Source organism: Bradyrhizobium sp. 187 (assembly GCF_023101005.1).
Classification (GTDB): Bacteria; Pseudomonadota; Alphaproteobacteria; order Rhizobiales; family Xanthobacteraceae; genus Bradyrhizobium; species Bradyrhizobium canariense_D.
This window is the reverse complement of record NZ_CP064693.1, coordinates 6,935,512-6,951,614: the sequence shown is the minus strand read 5'-3', so window position 1 is coordinate 6,951,614 and position 16,103 is coordinate 6,935,512. Positions and strand designations below refer to the sequence as shown.

Annotated in this window: 16 protein-coding genes; 4 read left to right on the top strand and 12 right to left on the bottom strand. The window is 64.1% G+C overall.

What is annotated here, in order from left to right:
• Positions 1-69: 69 nt before the first annotated feature.
• The 8 genes from IVB19_RS33575 to IVB19_RS33540 form a co-directional block, all read right to left on the bottom strand.
• Entirely contained in the window at positions 70-501 is a 432-nt protein-coding gene (locus tag IVB19_RS33575) for an acyl-CoA thioesterase (protein ID WP_018458463.1), read from the bottom strand.
• 10 nt (positions 502-511) lie between these two features.
• Positions 512-1,273 (bottom strand): SDR family NAD(P)-dependent oxidoreductase, encoded by a 762-nt coding sequence (locus IVB19_RS33570; RefSeq protein ID WP_018458464.1) that lies wholly within the window; start codon positions 1,271-1,273, stop codon positions 512-514.
• Between the two features lie 27 nt (positions 1,274-1,300).
• Positions 1,301-3,184 (bottom strand): feruloyl-CoA synthase, encoded by a 1,884-nt coding sequence (locus tag IVB19_RS33565; protein ID WP_247820778.1) that lies wholly within the window; start codon positions 3,182-3,184, stop codon positions 1,301-1,303.
• On the bottom strand, positions 3,181-3,990 hold the full coding sequence (locus IVB19_RS33560) for a crotonase/enoyl-CoA hydratase family protein (RefSeq protein ID WP_018458466.1): 810 nt from the start codon (positions 3,988-3,990) through the stop codon (positions 3,181-3,183). The genes IVB19_RS33565 and IVB19_RS33560 overlap by 4 nt, the downstream gene beginning before the upstream one ends.
• Before the next feature lie 254 nt (positions 3,991-4,244).
• Positions 4,245-4,706, bottom strand: coding sequence for a DUF3237 domain-containing protein (locus tag IVB19_RS33555; RefSeq protein WP_018458467.1), 462 nt, complete (start codon positions 4,704-4,706; stop codon positions 4,245-4,247).
• A gap of 210 nt (positions 4,707-4,916) precedes the next feature.
• Positions 4,917-6,236, bottom strand: coding sequence for a TRAP transporter large permease (locus IVB19_RS33550; RefSeq protein WP_018458468.1), 1,320 nt, complete (start codon positions 6,234-6,236; stop codon positions 4,917-4,919).
• A 2-nt stretch (positions 6,237-6,238) separates the two neighbouring features.
• Positions 6,239-6,748 (bottom strand): TRAP transporter small permease, encoded by a 510-nt coding sequence (locus IVB19_RS33545; RefSeq protein ID WP_018458469.1) that lies wholly within the window; start codon positions 6,746-6,748, stop codon positions 6,239-6,241.
• Positions 6,749-6,881: 133 nt separating this feature from the next.
• Positions 6,882-7,898, bottom strand: a complete 1,017-nt coding sequence (locus IVB19_RS33540; protein WP_018458470.1) for a TRAP transporter substrate-binding protein — start codon at positions 7,896-7,898, stop codon at positions 6,882-6,884.
• A 214-nt stretch (positions 7,899-8,112) separates the two neighbouring features.
• Here IVB19_RS33540 and pobA point away from each other — a divergent pair, with 214 nt between their 5' ends.
• Positions 8,113-9,282: a 4-hydroxybenzoate 3-monooxygenase gene (gene pobA / locus IVB19_RS33535; RefSeq protein WP_026233588.1), complete on the top strand. Its 1,170-nt coding sequence runs from the start codon at positions 8,113-8,115 to the stop codon at positions 9,280-9,282.
• A 234-nt stretch (positions 9,283-9,516) separates the two neighbouring features.
• Positions 9,517-9,936 (top strand): PaaI family thioesterase, encoded by a 420-nt coding sequence (locus IVB19_RS33530; RefSeq protein WP_018458472.1) that lies wholly within the window; start codon positions 9,517-9,519, stop codon positions 9,934-9,936.
• Between the two features lie 5 nt (positions 9,937-9,941).
• Here the strand turns inward: IVB19_RS33530 and IVB19_RS33525 are convergent, their stop codons facing one another.
• Positions 9,942-10,826, bottom strand: a complete 885-nt coding sequence (locus IVB19_RS33525) for a LysR family transcriptional regulator (RefSeq protein ID WP_247820777.1) — start codon at positions 10,824-10,826, stop codon at positions 9,942-9,944.
• Positions 10,827-10,946: 120 nt separating this feature from the next.
• Between IVB19_RS33525 and IVB19_RS33520 the strand changes: the two genes are divergently transcribed.
• Positions 10,947-11,570 (top strand): pyridoxamine 5'-phosphate oxidase family protein, encoded by a 624-nt coding sequence (locus IVB19_RS33520; RefSeq protein ID WP_018458474.1) that lies wholly within the window; start codon positions 10,947-10,949, stop codon positions 11,568-11,570.
• A gap of 181 nt (positions 11,571-11,751) precedes the next feature.
• Here IVB19_RS33520 and IVB19_RS33515 read toward each other — a convergent pair whose 3' ends face one another.
• Genes IVB19_RS33515 through IVB19_RS33505 form a run of 3 tightly spaced genes read right to left on the bottom strand, consistent with a single transcriptional unit; the run spans position 11,752 to position 15,297 of the window.
• Positions 11,752-12,483 (bottom strand): ABC transporter ATP-binding protein, encoded by a 732-nt coding sequence (locus IVB19_RS33515; protein WP_018458475.1) that lies wholly within the window; start codon positions 12,481-12,483, stop codon positions 11,752-11,754.
• The gene (locus tag IVB19_RS33510) at positions 12,480-14,249 is read right to left on the bottom strand and encodes a branched-chain amino acid ABC transporter ATP-binding protein/permease (RefSeq protein WP_018458476.1); all 1,770 of its coding nucleotides are present in this window, start codon (positions 14,247-14,249) and stop codon (positions 12,480-12,482) included. The genes IVB19_RS33515 and IVB19_RS33510 overlap by 4 nt, the downstream gene beginning before the upstream one ends.
• Positions 14,250-14,256: 7 nt before the next feature.
• Positions 14,257-15,297: a branched-chain amino acid ABC transporter permease gene (locus IVB19_RS33505; RefSeq protein ID WP_026233590.1), complete on the bottom strand. Its 1,041-nt coding sequence runs from the start codon at positions 15,295-15,297 to the stop codon at positions 14,257-14,259.
• A gap of 176 nt (positions 15,298-15,473) precedes the next feature.
• Between IVB19_RS33505 and IVB19_RS33500 the strand changes: the two genes are divergently transcribed.
• Positions 15,474-15,995, top strand: coding sequence for a MarR family winged helix-turn-helix transcriptional regulator (locus IVB19_RS33500; RefSeq protein WP_007605305.1), 522 nt, complete (start codon positions 15,474-15,476; stop codon positions 15,993-15,995).
• The last annotated feature ends 108 nt before the right edge of the window (positions 15,996-16,103 follow it).

Below are 16,103 nucleotides of genomic sequence, written 5' to 3'. Positions count from 1 at the left end.
CCCTTTATGTGTTTCTTTGAAAGCAGAAATCGGGGGTAATTCAGCCCCCTCTTTTGGTGATGTGGCGATTTAGCTCCGGGCCTCGCTCCCCGTGAATTTGGCTACCATTTCCGCAGGAAACGGTGCCGATTTCAGTTTGTCGGGGTTAACGGGGTCGCGCCCGACCAGGACACGGGTCTCGAAACCCTCGATAGCCAGCGCCTCGCCCTTGAAGACGCTGTGCTTCACCTCGAAACTCGAGCGCTTGATGCTCTCGATCTTGGTTTCGATGGTGATCCAGTCGCCATAAGTCGAGGGGATGTAGAACTTGGCGCGTGTATCGACCATGGGAATGCCCACCAGGCCGTATTTCTTGACCAGGTCCTGCTTGGAGAAGCCGGCGACTTCGAACAGGGTCGACGTCGAATCGTCGAACATCGCGAAATAACGCGGGTAATAGACGATGTTGGCGGGGTCGCAGTCACCCCACTGGATCTGGACGTCGCGCCGGTTCACGAACATATGCCGCGCCCTATTTCGGCGCCATGCGCAGCGAGCCGTCGAGGCGCACCACTTCGCCGTTGAGGTAGGAATTCTCGACCATGTGCAGGGCGAGCGCCGCGAACTCGTCGGCGTGGCCGAGCCGGCGCGGGAACGGGATCGCGGCGGCGAGCGAGTCCTGGGCTTCCTGCGGCAGGTTGGCGAGCAGCGGCGTGAGGAACAGGCCGGGCGCGATCGTCAGCACGCGGACGCCGAACTGCGCCAGCTCGCGCGCGATCGGCAGCGTCATGCCGACGATGCCGCCCTTGGAGGCCGAATAGGCCGATTGCCCGATCTGGCCGTCATAAGCGGCAACGGATGCCGTGTTGATGATGACGCCGCGCTCGCCGGTTGCCTGCGGCTCGAGCTTGGACATCTCGTTCGCGGCAAGGCGGAGCATGTTGAAGGTGCCGATCAAATTGACCTTGATCACCTTGTCGAAATCGGCGAGCGCCATCGGGCCGTCGCGGCCGACGACGCGCTTGGCAACGCCGATGCCGGCGCAATTGACCAGCACGCGCGCGGGTCCATGGGACTTGGTCGCTTGGGCGATCGCAGCCTCAGCGGAAGCCGCATCGGAGACGTCGCAAGCCACAGCCACGCCCTTGATCTCGGCGGCGACAGTTTCGGCGAGCTTGGCATTGAGGTCGCACACCGCGACCCTGGCGCCCTGCGCCGCCAGCTTACGCGCGGTCGCCGCGCCCAGTCCCGACGCGCCGCCCGTGACGATGACAGCCTGATCCTTCAACAACATGGCGTTCTCCCTAGGTGCGACGTCCTCTTACCCGACCGATATCACACGGTCCGATGGATTGGCAGCGTAGAGCTCCTCGATCAGCAGGCTGCGATGCTCGAGCACCGCGCGCTGGTTGATCGAGCCCTTGTCGGTGACTTCGCCCTTGTCGATCGAGAGTGGCGTGTCCATGAGGATCGCGCGCGTGATCCGCGTCGAGGATCCCGTGGCCGCGCTGAGAAAGCGGGTCAGCCGTTCGCGAAATGCCTCGCGCACCAGCCGGTCGCGGGTCGCGACGACGAGATCGTCGGTCGGCAGCGTCGGGTTGATCAGCCGGCAGCCGTCGAGATCGAGCACGACGAGCGCGGAGATCTCGTCTCGGTTGATGCCGGCGATGACGACGTCGCGCACCAGCGGCGCGCAAGCCGCGACGAAGCGCGCGCGCAATGGGCCGACGCTGACCCAGGTGCCGCTGCCGAGCTTGAAATCCTCACCGATGCGGCCGTCGAAATCGAAGCCGGCATTGAGATCATCGGGATCGACGGGCTTGAGGGCATCGCCGAGCTTGTAGAAGCCTTCTTCGTCGAACGAATTTGCGGTGATGTCGGGCTGGCGCCAGTAGCCGGGCATCACGTTCGGCCCCTTGCAACGAACTTCCATCTTGCCGTTGTTCGGCACCAGCTTGGCGTCATTGCCGGATACGGGAAGCCCGACATGGCCGGAGCGGCTGGTGCGCGGGTTGACCGACATGAAGAACGGCGCGGTCTCGGTTGCACCGAGGCCGGTCAGCATCGGTACGCGGTAGCCTTTTTCCTTCACCGCCAGCTCGTCGAGGCTGTTCCAGACGAACGGCGACAGCGCCGCGCCCGAGAAGAACATCGCGTGCAGCCGGTCGAAGAATTTTGCGCGGAGGCGCTGGTCGTCGCGCAGATAAGGCAGCAGCGACTCGTAGCCCTTGGGGACGTTGAAATAGACCGTCGGCGAAATCTCCTGGAGATTGCGCACGGTTTCCTCGATGCCTCCAGGCACCGGCTTGCCGGCATCGAGATACATCGAGCCGCCATTGTAGAGCGTCAGCCCGATATTGTGGTTGCCGCCAAAAGTGTGATTCCAGGGCAGCCAGTCGATGATGACGGGCGGCTCGTCCCTGAGGAAGGCGAGTGTCTCGCGCAGCATCACCTGGTTGGCGCAGATCATGCGCTGGGTGTTGATGACCGCCTTGGGGTTGCCGGTCGAGCCCGAGGTCAGCAGGAATTTCGCGATGGTGTCGGGGCCGATCTTGCCGTGGACCTCGTCCAGATCGCCGCGGATCGGGGTTGCCATGAGGTCGGCGAGCAAGGTGACGTCGCGGCCCGGCACGTGGCCGTAGGACGCGGCGATCTCGGTGCCGAGCGAGACGTTGGCCGCGAGCGCGTCGGCGAACTTGTCGGCGTCCTCGGCGAAGACAAGGCCGGGCGTCAGCAGCTTCATCAGGTAGGAGAGCTTGCCGTAATCCTTCGATACCAGCGAATAGGCCGGCGACACCGGGCAGAACGGAATGCCGGCATAGAACGCGCCGAACGCGAGCAATGCGTGGTCGATCGAATTGCCGGAGAGGATGACGACCGGCCGCTCCGCCGACAGCCCGCGCGCAATGAGCCCTGAGGCGATGTGCCGGCTCGCGGCGAGCAGCTCGGCGTAGCTGATCTTGCGCCAGCCGCGGCCACCTTCGCGCTCGGCCATGAAGACGCGATCGGGCGTCGCGCTCGCCCAGCGATGCAGGCGGTCGGTGATGCGGGCCGGATAATCGCCGAGCGGCTGTTTGGGCCGCAGATAAATCGTGCCGTCGTCGCGCCGCTCGATATTGACGACGGGATCGCCGAACGAAATGGGCCGCAGCGGGGAAGTGCTCGCGCCGCGCTCCATGCTGGAAGAGGACGGCTGCGCGCTCATGATTTCGGCTTCACCTTTGCGGTCTTGTGTTCGAGGAACTCGCGGATCCTGCGTTTTGCCTCTTTGTCGCTCTGCGCCACCGTCGCCATCAGCGATTCCATCAACAGGCCGGTCTGCGGATTGGCCTCCGCGATCATCGGCAGCGCCTGGAGCACGGCGAAGTTGGTCAGCGGCGCGTTGGAGGCGACCTTGGTCGCAAGCTCCATCGCCTTGCCGAGCCCGTTGCCGGCTTCCGTGACATATTGCGCAAAGCCGTAGGAGGTGCCTTCGGTCGCGGAATAGACGCGGCCGGTCAGCATCATGTCCATCATCCTGGCGACGCCGATCAGGCGCGGCAGGCGCACCGAACCGCCGCCACCGACGAAGATGCCGCGCTGCCCCTCCGGCAGCGCGAAATAGGTCGAGGGTTCGGCGACACGGATATGCGCCGCGCAGGCGAGCTCCAGCCCGCCTCCGATCACGGCGCCCCTGAGCGCGGCGATCACAGGCACGCGGCTGTACTGGATGCGGTCGAACACCCGGTGCCACATCTGGGAATGGAGAAGGCCGCCACTGGCATCATGGTCGGTCAGTTCGGAGAGGTCGAGACCGCTGGAAAAATGGTCGCCGATGCCGTGGATGACGACGGCGCCGATATCCTCGGGCAGGGCCGCAAAACACTCGCCGATCTCCAGGATGATGCCGTCGTTGAGCGCATTGCGCTTGGCCGGCCGATTGAGGCCGACGGTCAAAACCCGGTCCGCCCGCTCGATCTTCAAAAGCCCGGCGGCGCCCGCGTCAGCGGTCTCGGCGTTTCCCTGTGTCATTTGCGTCCTTGTCAGAATAGTTATGTTGTATAACGAATTCAGGAGGAGTCAACAAGGGGCTAGGTGCCTCTTGGGTCAGTCAGGCGGGCAAAAGGCGCCCTCCAAATGCGGTGTCGTCCCGGCGGAGGCCGGGAGCCATAACCACAGGGAGAAGTTTGGCCAAGTCGTTCGGTACTCCGACTATTCGCGATCGACAGATCACGCGGTATGGGTCCCAGCCTTCGCCGGGACGACGGCGAAGGGCACTGAAGCCTTCACATCACCTGATGCACGTCGATCACGACTCGATCCGCATGACGCGCTGCTGACCCGACAAAAATGTGCTCCATCAGCCAGCGGTACTTCTCGTGCCCGGTCTCGAACCTCGGCACGGTGCGGAAATAGATCAGTTTGGGATCCACCGGTTCGCCGCGCTTGAGCTTTTGCAACAGCTCGACCGGGCCGAAGCGCATGCCCTTGTTCTCGACATAGACGGTGGCACCGTCGTCGGTTTCGAACGCGTACTTCGCTTCGAGATCAATCAGCTCATTCGGGCGGATGGTCTGGAAGTCCGCGCCGAACGGCAGCACCTTGCCGGTGATCGCACCCGTCACCTCGCCGCCGACGATCGGGATGATGCGGCGAATGCCGATACCGGTCTCGCCGGCGGTGACGACGTCGCCGATGCGTGCGGTGACGGTAAAGACGTATTTGGTCTCGAGGGTAGGGGCCGTCATCGGTCACCTTTCTGTATTGAACTAGCGCCGCTGTCCTTCCTTCTCCCTTGTGGGAGAAGGTGGCGCGAAGCGCCGGATGAGGGGTATGCCTCTCCAAACTCAGATCAGCGCTTGAGGAAATATACCCCTCACCCGTCTCGCCGCTTTGCGGCGAGCCACCCTCTCCCACAAGGGGAGAGGGAAAAGACAGCTCGCCGCTTTACCACCTCCTCAATGCGCCATCATCCGCGTCGGCAGCCATGTCGCCAGCAGCGGGAAGGCGATCAGGATCACCAGGCGCACCAGGTCTGTCGCCACGAACGGAATCACGCCCTTGAAGATGGTGGAGAAGGAAACGTCCTTCACCACGCTCTTGATGACAAAGACGTTCATGCCCACCGGCGGATGGATCAGGCCGAGCTCGACCGTCATGACGATGATGACGCCGAACCAGATCGGGTCGAAACCGAGATGCATGATCACGGGGAAGATGATCGGCACGGTGAGGATGATCATCGCCATGGCGTCCATCAGGCAGCCGAGCACGAGATACATCACCATGATCAACGCCAGCACGCCGTAGGGGCCGAGACCGAGGCCGGTGAGGAATTCCGTCACCTTTTGCGGGGTCTGCGTCACCGTGAGGAAATAGCCGAAGATCAAGGCGCCGATCAGCACGGTGAACACGGCGGCGGCCGTGCGCGTCGCCTGGAGCAGCGACGCCAGAATCTTCTCGCGGTCGAGCCGGCCGGTCGCCACGCCGATGATGAAGGCGCCGGCGGCGCCGACGCCGCCCGCTTCGGTCGGCGTGAAGCGCGGCAAATAGGGCAGGCCGTAAAGGCCGCCGATGACGAACACGAACAGCAGCACCGGCGCCCAGATGTCCTTCAGGCCGGCGAAGCGCTCGCGCCACGGCAGCTCCTTGCCCTTGGGCAGGAAGTCGGGCCGGAAATAACCGATCAGGAAGATCGTGATCATGTACATGGTCATCGCGAGGATGCCCGGGATGATGCCGGCGATGAACAGCTTGCCGATGTCCTGCTCGGTGATGATGCCGTAGACGGCGAGCACGGTGGAGGGCGGCAGCATCGCACCCAGCGTGCCGCCGGCCGCGATCACGCCGGTGGCAAACGACTGCGGATAGCCGAAGCGGCGCATCTCGGGGTAAGCGACCGCGGAGAAGGTCGCGGCGGTCGCGACCGAGGAGCCGCAGATCGCGGCAAAGCCGCCGCAGGCGCCGACGGTGGCGATGCCGAGTCCGCCGCGCAAATGGCCGACAAAGCCGTTGGCGGCGCGGAACAGCTCGCGACTCATGCCGGAATTGCTGACGAACGAGCCCATCAGCAGAAACATCGGAATGACGCCGAAGGTGTAGTCGGTCACCGTGCGCATCGAGGTCTGGCCGACCAGCTTCAGCGCCGGCGTGGCGCCGACGAGATAGGAAAAGCCGGAGACGCCGACGAGGCCCATGGCCATGCCGACCGGCACGCGCAGCAGCATCAGGGCGAACAGGGAAACGAAGCCGATTACGGCGACGGCATCGGTGCTCATGATTACTCCGTCGCCTTCAGCTTGGGGTCGTGCATCTCTTCGGGATGGAAGATCAACCGGTAGGTGCGGATCGCGATCAGCAGCACGGCCGAGACGTCGCCGATCCAGGCGATCGCGAAGAACGGCCAGGTCGGCATGTGCATGTCGAAGGTCTGGACGTTGTCGTTGTAGGTGCCGCGCACCTTGTCGAACAGCGTCCAGGTCTGCACCGTCACGACGAACAGCAGCACCAGGGTCGCGAACACGTCGATCCAGCGCTGGTAGCGCGGCCCGACATTGCCCCAGACGAGGTCGACGGTGATGTGGGTGCCGCGATAGGAGGTCGCGGCGATGCCCCAGAAGATCAGGATGCCGAGCAGCATGCGGCCGATGTCGAAACTATCGGGGATCGAATAGTTCAGCGTGTTGCGAAGCAACACCGACAGGAAGATGTCGAGCGCGACGATGCCGACGAAAGCCGCTGCAATCCATTCGATCGAATCGATAATACGATCCATCCAGCTGCGCTTCATGGGAGCTTCCTAAGAGATGCCATCCTCGGGCGGGAGAGGGAGAGGACGCGCGATGTGCTCCTCGCGTCTCGACCCGCGTGCAGAACAACGGCGGCGAGATGCATCCCGCCGCCGCATGTGTTTCGACGAAGAACTACTCCGCCAGCGCGTTGTACTTCTTCAGCGAGGCCTTCAGCTCGCTAAGCGCCGCGTCCGGATCCACGCCGGTCTTCTTCGCGCCGTCACTCCAGGTCTTCACCAGCGGCTCGGCGGCCTTCTTCCAGGCCGCGGTCTGCTCGGGCGTCAGCTTGTAGACCTCGTGACCGGACTCCGCCTTGACCTTGTCGATGCCGGCATCCTCGAACTTGCCCCAGTGCTCGCCGACCACGCCTGCCATTTCGACCGTGCAATTCTTGTCGATCGCGGCCTTCTGCTTGTCGGACATCGCATTGTACTTGTCCTTGTTCATGACGAACACGAAGGTCGTGGTGTAGAGCGGCGCCTCCATGTCGTATTTGGTCACCTTGTCGATGCCGAACAGCACCAGCGAGCCCCAGGGGAAGGTGACGCCATCGGCGACGCCGCGCTCGATGATGTCGCGCACTTCGGGCGCGGAGGATTGCACATTGGTGCCGCCGAGCGAGGTGACGAAGTTCGCCATGGTGGCGTGGGCGGGGCGGATCTTCAGGCCCTTCACGTCCTCCGGCATCACGATCTTCTTGGTGCGGGAATGGAAGGAGGAGGGCGAGTGGACGAAGGCGAGGCAGTATTTGACGTCCTTCATCTCCTTCTCGGCGTATTTGCGGTACCAGGCGTCGAGCCCCATCGAGCCGCCCTTGGCATCCGAGATCAGGAATGGCAATTCGCCAGCGCCGATGATCGGGAAACGGCCGGGCTGGTAGCCGGGATTGACATAGGTGACGTCGGCGATGCCGTCGCGCGCCATGTCGTAATGGTCGAACGCCTTGCCCATCTGCTGGGCCGGAAACACCTTGCCCTTGATGGTGCCGCCGGAATCCTTCTCGACCGCAGCAGCCCAGTCCTCCAGCGATTTCTGTAGTGGATGCGAGGCCGGCACCCAGTGCGAGATCTTCAAATCGAAGGTCTTGTCCTGCGCGAACGCAGGGCTCACGCTTGCTGCCAGCAGCAACGCCAGACAGGCTTTCCTCATCACGCGTCTCTCCCTCTTTTGACGGCGGGCTTCGATGGCCCGGTCTCGTTAATTAACATGTTATCTAGTTGGCCGGCGCGTTCAAGCCGGAACTGGCGCGACGTGCCGCCGCGCACTCCCTTTTGCCCAACCGTTATATGATATAATTATCGTGCGCGGACGGCAGCGACAAGCGAGCCACGCCGAAAGCCTACAGGATCGGGAGGAGCAAGTATTGCGGACAAAAGTCGCAATCATCGGGGCGGGGCCGGCAGGATTGTTGCTTGGGCAACTGCTGCATCATTATGGCATCGACAATGTCATTCTGGAGCGGCAGAGCCCGGACTATGTGCTCGGCCGCATCCGTGCCGGACTGCTGGAGGAGGGAACAGTTGCGCTGCTCGACCAGATCGGCGCCGGCGCACGGGCGCATGCCGAAGGGCTGGTGCATGAAGGGATCGAACTCACCTTCTCGGGGCGCCGCCACCGCATCGACATGAAGGCTGCGACCGGCAAGACGGTCATGATCTACGGCCAGACCGAGGTCACGCTCGATCTGATGAATGCGCGCACGGCCGCCGGCCTCACCTCGGTCTACGAGGCCAAGGACGTGCAGCCGCAGGATTTCGACGGCGGTCACCCGCGCGTAACCTACGTGAAAGATGGCGTCACCCACACCATCGATTGCGATTTCATCGCCGGTTGCGACGGGTTTCACGGCGTCAGCCGCGCCAGCGTTCCGGCTTCGGCCATCGAGGAGTTCGAGCGCATCTATCCGTTCGGCTGGCTGGGCATCCTCTCCGAGACGCCGCCGGTCAGCCACGAGCTGATCTATTCCAACCACGCCCGTGGCTTTGCGCTCTGCACCATGCGTTCGACCAGGCGCAGCCGTTACTATGTGCAGTGCGCGCTCGACGACCACGTCGACCAATGGCCGGACGACCGTTTCTGGGACGAGCTCAAGCGCCGGCTCGACCAGGACGCCGCCGACAGCTTGGTCACGGGCCCCTCGATTGAGAAGAGCATTGCGCCGCTGCGCAGCTTCGTCGCCGAGCCGATGCGCTTCGGCAGGATGTTCCTGTGCGGTGACGCCGCCCATATCGTGCCGCCGACCGGCGCCAAGGGGCTGAACCTGGCCGCGAGCGACGCGCATTATCTGTCGAGTGCGTTTCGCGAGTTCTACGACGAAAAATCCAGCGCCGGCATTGATGCCTATTCGGCGAAGGCGCTGGCGCGGGTCTGGAAGGCCGTGCGCTTCTCCTGGTGGATGACCTCGATGCTGCACAAATTCCCCGACACCGGCACCATCGGCGCGCGCATCCAGCTCGCCGAGCTCGACTATGTCACGCAGTCGCAGGCCGCGATGACCTCGCTGTCGGAGAATTACGTGGGGCTGCCGTTTTAGGGCGCGCCGTCATGCCTCGCGAAAGCGGGGCATCCAGTACGCCGCGGCCTCTCCGTATCACGTCACCGTCTCTGGAATACTGGATCACCCGCTTTCGCGGGTGATGACAGGGATAGCGGGGCGACGGCGCCACTCCTTTCAAACACCCGCGCAAATTCCGTTTAAAACTTTGTAGGTGGTGCATCTGTCCCGTCTGCCGCGTTCAATGGCGGGAGCCACCAACGCGAGACGGACATGACCAGCACCGACATTCCCGCCGGCTTCGAGCCGCACTTTCGCAAAGCCCCGCTCACCGATCCTTGGGAGCCGCTTTACTCCAGGAAGACCGACAACGGCGTCACCGTGGGATTGCGGCTGGCGAAACCGCACACCAACGCGCGCGGGCTGATCCATGGCGGCCTGATCGCGGCGCTGGCCGATGCCGCCATGGGCTACAGCTGCGCGCAGGCGACGGGCTGGACGACCTCGTTGGTCACGATCTCGCTGTCGGTCGACTATGTCGGCGCCGGCGAGATCGGCCAATGGCTCGCGGTCGAGGGTGAGGCGATCAAGACCGGCAGCACGATCTGTTTCGCGCAGTGCCTCGCGAAGGCCGACGGCGCCGTGATCGCCCGCGCCAGCGGCACCTTTCGCGTAGTGCCGAAGAAGGGGTGAGGGCGTCACCCGAATTTCCACTCCGCGGTCTCCACCACGAGATCGACGAAGGCACGCACCTTGGCGGAGAGCAGGCGCGAGGTCGGGTAGACGATGTGGATCGGCAACGCCGGCTGCTCGTATTTCGCCAACACGATTCTGAGCCGCCCGCGCCGCAGGCCCTCGGCAGCCTGATAGGCCAGCACCCGGGTCACGCCGCCGCCCGCCTCGGCATATTGCAGGGCGGCGTCGGCGCTGTTGCTGGCGAAGCGTGGATTCGGCGCCACCTCGATGTCGCGGCCGTCCTGCACGAAGCGCCAGTTCGCGGATGGACCGAAGGCGATGGTCTGGTGCCCGAGCAATGCCTCCGGCGTCTTCGGCTCGCCATGGCGCTTGAGATAGCCAGGTGTCGCCACCACGATCCGCCGCATCTCGCCGACCTGGCGCGCGACGAGGGAGGAGTCGGCGAGATGGCCGATCCGCACCGCGACGTCGACGGCATCTTCCACGAGATTGACCAGGTTGTCCGACAGCCGCAATTCGCAGGCGACCTCGGGATAGCGCTTGAGGTAGGCGATCATGACAGGCCCGACATGGAGCCGGCCAAAGCCGACCGGCGCCGACACCACCAGCCGCCCGCTCGGTCGGTTGCGCTCCTCCCGTGCCGAGCCGTCGGCCTCCTCGACATCGGCGAGGATGCGACGCGCGCGCTCGAGATAGCGCGTGCCGACGTCGGTCAGGGTCGCTTGACGGGTGGTCCGCTGCAACAGCCGCGCGCCAAGATGCTCCTCCAGCGCCGCGATCAGCCGCGTCACCGCGGAGGGGGACAGCCGCAGTTTTCGTGCCGCCGGCGCGAAGCCGCGCAGGTCGGCGACGGTGACGAAAACATGCATGGCTTCGAGGCGATCCATGGCATTATTGCATATAACGCAACGATGAAGTGTCAAGCGGGATGATTGTTTTAGCCGGCGGGAGGTCCATTTTGGATGGCGAAGACGCAGGGATGCGCCGGGATTTCAGGAGATGTTCCGATGACGGCAACTCACACCTACGCCAGCGACGTGGCGTTCACGCCGGCGGTGAAGTCGATCCAGACCCGAAAGGGATCACGCGAAGGCTATGCCCATGCCGAGCAGCGCGGCTGGCGCACCGAGGTCGATGAGAACCTCGCGGCGTTCCTGGCCGACGCCAACAGCTTTTATCTCGCCACGGCATCGGCCGACGGCCAGCCCTACATCCAGCATCGTGGCGGCCCGAAGGGCTTCTTGAAGGTGCTGGACAAGCAGACGCTGGCTTTCACGGACTACGCCGGCAATCGGCAATACATCACGCAGGGAAACCTGTCTGAAAATCCCAAGGCCTACATCTTCGTGATGGACTACGCCCATCGCCGCCGGGTGAAGATCTGGGGCGAAGCGCGGGTGGTCGAGGACGACGAGGCGCTGACGACATCGCTGATGCCGAAAGGCTATCGCGCCCGGCCCGAGCAGGTGATCCTGTTCAAGATCGAAGCGTGGGACACGAACTGCCCGCAGCACATCCCGCAGAAGTTCGACGCTGGAGATGTGGCGGCGGCGCTGGCGGCAAGGGATGCGAAGATCGCCGAGCTGGAAGCAGAGCTCGCGGCGCTGAAGGGTGACAAGGGGGCAAGCTAGGCCACGATCTTCGTCTCTCCCTGAATCCTCCGATGTCATGCCCCGCGAAGGCGGGGCATCCAGTACGCCGCGGCGCCTCGGTTCAAGCACAGGTCTCTGGAATACTGGATCGTCCGCCCCTGTGCGCAATTGCGCACTAGGCGGACGATGACAGATGAGTTTGAGGAAGCGCGTCTCGAAGTTACAACACACTCGCCCCTTCGTGCTGGAAGCCGAGATAGCTCGCCGCCACGCGCTCATTCGCCGCGATGTCGCTGGCCTTGCCGCTGAGCACGAACTCGCCGAGCTCCATGACATAGGCCTGATCCGCGATCTTCAATGCCGCCTGCGCGTTCTGCTCGACCAGCAGCACGGAGACGCCGGCGGCGCGCAGTTCGGTGACGATGCGGAAAATGTCGGCGACGATGATCGGGGCGAGGCCGAGGCTCGGCTCGTCCAGCATCAGGAGCTTGGGCTCGCCCATCAGTGCGCGGCCCATTGCGAGCATCTGCTGCTCGCCGCCGGAGAGCGTGCCGGCGAGCTGCTTGCGCCGCTCCTTGAGCCGCGGAAACAGCGTGTAGACCCGCTCCATCGAGGCTTTCGCCTTGCTTCTCTCGATGCGGAAGGCCCCTAACTCGAGATTGTCCTCGACATTCATGGTCACGAACAATTCGCGGTGCTCGGGAACGAGGCCAAGCCCCATGGCGACGCGGTCCTCGATGTCGAGCCGCGACAGGTCCTGACCTGCGAATGAAACGCGCCCTTTCAGCGGCAAAATGCCGATGATGGCGGAGAGCAGCGTGGTCTTGCCGGCGCCGTTGGCGCCGACGATGGTGACGATCTGGTTCTGGCCGACTTCGAGCGAGACCGAGCGCACGGCCTCGACCTTGCCATAGGCGACATGGGCGTTGGCGACGGACAACAGCGCGCTCATGCCGCCACTCCGAGATAGGCCTTGATCACTTCGGGATTGGTCTTGATCGTGGCCGGCGTTCCTTCCGCGATCTTGGTGCCGAAATCGAGCACCACGATGCGGTCGGCGAGGTTCATGACGAAGCCCATGTCGTGCTCGACCAGCAGGACGCTCATGCCGCCGTCGCGCAGCTCGCGCAGCAGCGTCGCGAGCCGCTCCTTCTCCATGTGGCGCAGGCCGGCGGCCGGCTCGTCGAGCAGCAGCAGCATCGGATCGACGCACAACGCACGGGCGATCTCGACGATCCGTTGCTGTCCCAGTGAGAGCGAGCCTGCGAGCTGATGCATCTGCTCGCCAAGTCCGACCCGCTCGATCTGGCGGGTGGCTTCGGCGAGCAGCTTTGCCTCATCAGTGCGGTCGAGCCGCAGCATCGAGGAGATCGGCCCCGAATGGCCGCGCAGATGGGCACCGATCGCGACGTTTTCCAGCACGGTCATATCAGGCACCAGCTTGACGTGCTGGAAGGTGCGGGAGATGCCGAGCTTGACGATCTCCTGCGGCGGCGCCCTGTCGACCTTGTTGCCGAGCACGGAGATCGAGCCCGAGCTGGCCGACAGCACGCCGGTGATCAGGTTGAAGGTGGTGCTCTTGCCGGCGCCGTTGGGGCCGATCAGCGCGACGATCTCGCGAGCCTGGACGTCGAAGGAGACGTTGTTCACCGCGACCACGCCGCCAAATTGTTTCCGCGCCTTCTCGACCTGGAGCAGGACGCTGGATTGGCCGGGCGAGCGGGTGCGCTGCTCCAGTTTCAGCGAAGTGTCTGGCTTCTTGCCACTGGTACGCTGGGGCAGGAACGACATCAGCCAGGGCCAGACGCCGCCGGGTGCGAGCTGGAGCAACGCCACCAGCATGATGCCGAACACGATGGTCTCGACCTGGCCCGAGCCGGGCAGGATCAACGGCAGGTAGCTCTGCAGCACTTCCTTCAGGACCACGACCAGCGCCGCGCCCAGGACGCCGCCCCAGACATAGCCGGCGCCGCCGACCACGGCGATGAAGAGATACTCGATGCCCGCCTGCGCGCCGAACGGCGTCGGGTTCACCGCGCGCTGAAGATGGGCGTAGAGCCAGCCGGAGAGGCCGGCGAGCACGGCGGCATGGATGAACACCAGCATTTTCGCCCGCGGGGTGTGCACGCCGAACGCCTCGGCCGCGACATGGCCGCGCCGGAGCGCGCGGATGGCGCGGCCGGTGCGGGAGTCCAGCAGGTTCATCGTGAGCAACGCCGAGAGGATCACGGCAACCCAGATCGCGTAGTAGATCGAGCCGGGCGAGAGCATTTTGAACGAGCCGATCGACAGCGGCGGGATCGCCGAGATGCCGTCGTTTCTTCCCAAAAATTCCAGCTTGCTGAAGAGATAGAACAAGCCGAGTCCCCAGGCGAGCGTGCCGAGCGGCAGATAATGGCCGGAGAGACGGACGGTGACGAGGCCGAGCAGCACCGCCAGCAATCCGCTGACCAGCAGCGACAGTGGTAGCGTCAGCCAGGGCGACATGCCGTAGGTTGTCGACAGCACCGCGGTGGTGTAGGCGCCGAAGCCGACGAAGGCCGCTTGTCCAAACGAGGTCAGGCCGCCGACGCCGGTCAGCAGCACGAGGCCCATCGCGACCAGGGCCGCGAGGCCGATATTGTCGAGCAGCACGATCCAGAATGGGGGCATGCCCGGAACAAACGGGATCGCCGCCATGATCAGCGCGAAGATGAGGATGGGGAGCCGGCTCTGCATCTTGGCGTCAGTCCTTCTCTTCCTCGACCGCAGGCGCCGCGAGCGAGCGCAGCAGCAGCACGGGAATCAAGAGCATGAAAACGATCACCTCCTTGTAGTTGGAGGCATAGAAGGACGAGAACGCCTCGACGATGCCGACGACTAGCGCCGCGACGGCGGTGAGGGGGTAGCTGACAAGCCCGCCGATGATCGCGGCGACAAAGCCCTTCAGGCCGATCAGGAAGCCCGAGTCGTAATACAGCGTCGTGATAGGCACGATCATGATGCCCGACAGTGCGCCGATGACGGACGCCAGCAGGAAGGCGATCTGACCGGATAGCGTGGTGCGGATGCCGACGAGCCGGGCACCGAGCCGGTTCACAGCGGTCGCGCGCAGCGCCTTGCCGTAAAGTGTCAACCCAAAGAACAGCCACAGCCCGACGATGAAGGCGATGGTAATGCCATAGACCGTGATGCTCTGGCCGGTGAAGCGCAGCGCACCGCTGGTGAAGGAGCCGGACAGCACGGCAGGTCCGCGCTGGCCTTCGGCGCCGAAGAACAAAAGGCCCAAACCCTGAAGCGCGAGGTGAACGCCCACCGAGGCGATCAACAGCACCAGCACGGAGGTGTGCGCCAGCGGCTGGAATGCGATGCGGTAGAGAAACAGGCCGATCATCGCCACGATCACCAGCGACAGTGCGATGCAGACCGCAACCGGCGGCTTCTGAGCGGCGTAGTAGACGGTCAGCGCCAGCACGATGGCCGGCAGCACGATATTGGTGATGACGCTGCGCAGGATCAGGCGTCCGTGCAGCGCCTTGCGCGCGGCGAACAGGTCGAACGCGAAGGCGCCAATGCCCAGGGCGAGCGCGAGTTTCGCCGTACCCGGCATCTGGCCCGCGGCCAGCGAGGCATAGGTCAGCGCGCCATAGGTGACGAATTCGCCTTGGGGAATGAGGATGACGCGGGTGACGGCGAACACCAGCACCAGCGCCAGGCCGAGCAGCGCATAGATCGCGCCATTGGTGATGCCGTCCTGCAGCAGGAACAGCATGATGGTGGTATTCAAGACCGGACGCTCCCCCTCAAAGATTCAGGACCGGTCCCCTGATTGTGGTGGACGGTCCGCTCACAGCCATTGAACAGCGCTGACGATATTTGATATGGTCCATAACAATTATCAAATATAACATCAAGGGTGGCGAACGATCCTCCCGAACTTAACGGGATTGCGAGCATGAGGCGATGACCGTTTCCAAAACCGCTGAAAAGTCCTCTGAAAAACCCGCCGAGACCGCCAAGGGCCGCAAGGACGCGGCCGACGGGCCTGGTGAAGCCCTCCAGCTCGGCGAGCTCTCGGAGCAGCTCGGCTATGTCCTGAAGCGGGCACAGCTCAAGGTGTTCGAGAACTTCCTGCGCTGCATGGCCTCGCTCCAGCTCACGCCGGCGCAGTTCTCCGTGCTGCTGCTGGTCGAGAAAAACCCCGGCCGTAACCAGACCGAGATCGCCTCCACCCTCGGCATCCTGCGCCCGAATTTCGTGGCGATGCTCGACAATCTCGAGAGCCGCGACCTTTGCGCGCGGATCCGCTCCACCAACGACCGCCGCTCGCACATCTTGGTGCTGACCGACAAGGGCAAGGCCGTGCTGGCCCGCGCCAAGAAGCTCGTCGCCACCAAGCACGAGGCCCGGCTGAACGAGCTGCTCGGGCCGTCCAACCGCGAAGCCCTGCTCGGGATGCTCTCGAAGATCGCCAACGAGTTTTGACGGTTGATTGCCCGGCGACCGGGCATCAAACCCGGAAGCGCGGGCGGGCTGGCGGCGGTTATGCCGCAGAGCGAACCGGTCGGGCATGGCAGGTGTTTTCGCGGACAG